Below are 2078 nucleotides of genomic sequence, written 5' to 3'. Positions count from 1 at the left end.
CTTCCCCGGAACTCGGCTGGCTGAAGAAGCCGAGCCCGCTGGAGGCAGAGGAGGCCCCCTGCTCTTCCACCGTTTCGATCGGCAGCAGCCGCAGATATTCGATGCGCGCGGCGACCTCCGCCGCGGTCGGTGCCGCAAGGGTGCCATGCACGATCTCGCCGCTTTGGGTCAGTGCGCGATAACGAAAATTCGGCACGGCTACCTCATCGCGCGGTGGTAACGCGGAGGATTTCCGCGGGCGAGGTTAATCCGGCGCGGCATTTGGCTATGCCGTCGTCGAGCATCGTGGTCATGCCGCCACGGATGGCGGCTTGATCGATCTTGAGCCCGTCGGTCTTCTCGCCGATCAGGTCGCGCAGTTCATTGTCGAGTTCGAGCACCTCGAACACGCCGAGCCGCCCACGATAACCGGACCCGCCGCAACGTTCGCAGCCGCCCGGGAGATGAACGGTGTGGCCGGCCTGAAAGCCGAGCGTGGCGAGCCGCGGGTCTTCGGTCAGATCTGCAGCGTCCAGGACCTTGGATGACCTGCAACGCTCGCAAAGCTGGCGCACAAGGCGCTGCGCAACCACCGCGCGTAGCGTGGAGCGCAAGAGATAGCCCTCGACACCGAGATCGAGCAGCCGCGGCACCGCAGCCGCGGCTGTCTCGGTATGCAGCGTGGTCAGCACCAGATGTCCGGTCAAGGCGGCATGCACCGCGACATGCGCAGTTTCGGAATCGCGCACCTCGCCGACCATGATGACATCAGGATCCTGACGCACGAAGGAGCGCAGCGCGCTCGCGAATGTCAGCCCGATCGCTGGCTTGATCTGCGACTGATTGATGCCCGGGATTTCATACTCGACCGGATCCTCGATCGTGAGGATCTTGCGGACCGGCTCGTTCAGAATGCTGAGGATGGTCGCCAGCGTGGTGGTCTTGCCGCTGCCGGTCGGCCCGGTGATGACGATCATGCCGTGCGGCAACTTCAACAGCCGCCTCAGCTTGGCTTCGTCGCCCGGCGCGAAACCCAGTCTGTCGACGACCAATAGCCCGCGATCCTTCGGCAGCAGCCGGATCACGGCGGATTCCCCGTGCTGGGTCGGCATGATGGCGACACGGATGTCGATGTCGGTCCGTCCCGCCCGCAGCCGTGCGGCACCGTCCTGCGGCAGGCGACGTTCCGCGATGTTCAGGCTCGCGATGATCTTGATGCGCGAGATCACGGCCTGCGGCAGCACCCCAGTGGGCGCGGTCACTGCTCGCAGCAATCCGTCGATCCTCATGCGCACGACGAGCCCGCTCGAAAACGGCTCGATGTGGATGTCGCTGGCCCGCAGCTCGATCGCCTGCTCCAGGAGATCGTTGTCCGCACGCACCACAGGCGCACCGCTGGCGAGATCGCGCAGACTTTCGATATCATCGTCTCGCAGTTGCGAAAAACCGTCCGCGTCGCCGTGCTGCTCGGCACTATGATCGGCAAGCCTTTGATCCAGCAGGATCGCCAGGTCATCGAACGCGGCGATCCTGATTTCGATACCTGGCCCGAGCACGATTTCGGCGGCGCGCCTTGCCGCCAGATCGGTCGGATCCGCGATGGCCAGCACGGCACCGCCATCGGCGGATTGATATGGAAAAACCAGCGTTTCGCGAAGAAAGCGCTGTGAGAACGCCGCAACCAGCGGTATGGCTGACAGCATGTCCTGCAGTGTCACGCGTTCACAGCGATAAAAGCGCGCAGCCTCATCGGCGAACTGGCTGGCCGAGAGATCGGTGAGCTCCCAGAGCTTTCCGCGAAAAGCCGATTGCGGGCTGCGCGCGGCGTTGTCCCGCGCTGAATCGGACGCGTCGGACTCAGCAATCTCGCGTGCGTCGATCGGCTTCAAGTGCCGCTCTTGGCGAAGATGCTCTAAAAACTGCGATGACTGATGATCGGTCATGCGTCCCGCGGCTGCCTGGGTGATGCGGCGCTAGGCCTTGCCAATGATCGCCGGAGCTGACTTTATTGATCCTGAACGTGACATCTGTAAGAAAGCATCGGCGACGGTCCAACGCTTTGCCGAAAAGTCACATCCCGCCGTGATTTAGATCAAAGC

At 63.4% G+C, this 2078-nt stretch carries 1 protein-coding gene and 1 pseudogene; both read right to left on the bottom strand.

Annotated elements, in window-relative coordinates; translation table 11 throughout:
* Positions 1-196 (bottom strand): annotated as a pseudogene (locus tag WCB02_RS18155) (type II secretion system F family protein); the annotation flags it as partial.
* A 7-nt stretch (positions 197-203) separates the two neighbouring features.
* Entirely contained in the window at positions 204-1922 is a 1719-nt protein-coding gene (locus WCB02_RS18150) for a GspE/PulE family protein (protein ID WP_423960106.1), read from the bottom strand.
* Positions 1923-2078 lie beyond the last annotated feature (156 nt).

This window comes from Bradyrhizobium sp., from assembly GCF_049581145.1.
Classification (GTDB): domain Bacteria; phylum Pseudomonadota; class Alphaproteobacteria; order Rhizobiales; family Xanthobacteraceae; genus Bradyrhizobium.
Note: the sequence above shows the minus strand (reverse complement) of the source record. Positions and strands in the feature narration are given on the sequence as shown.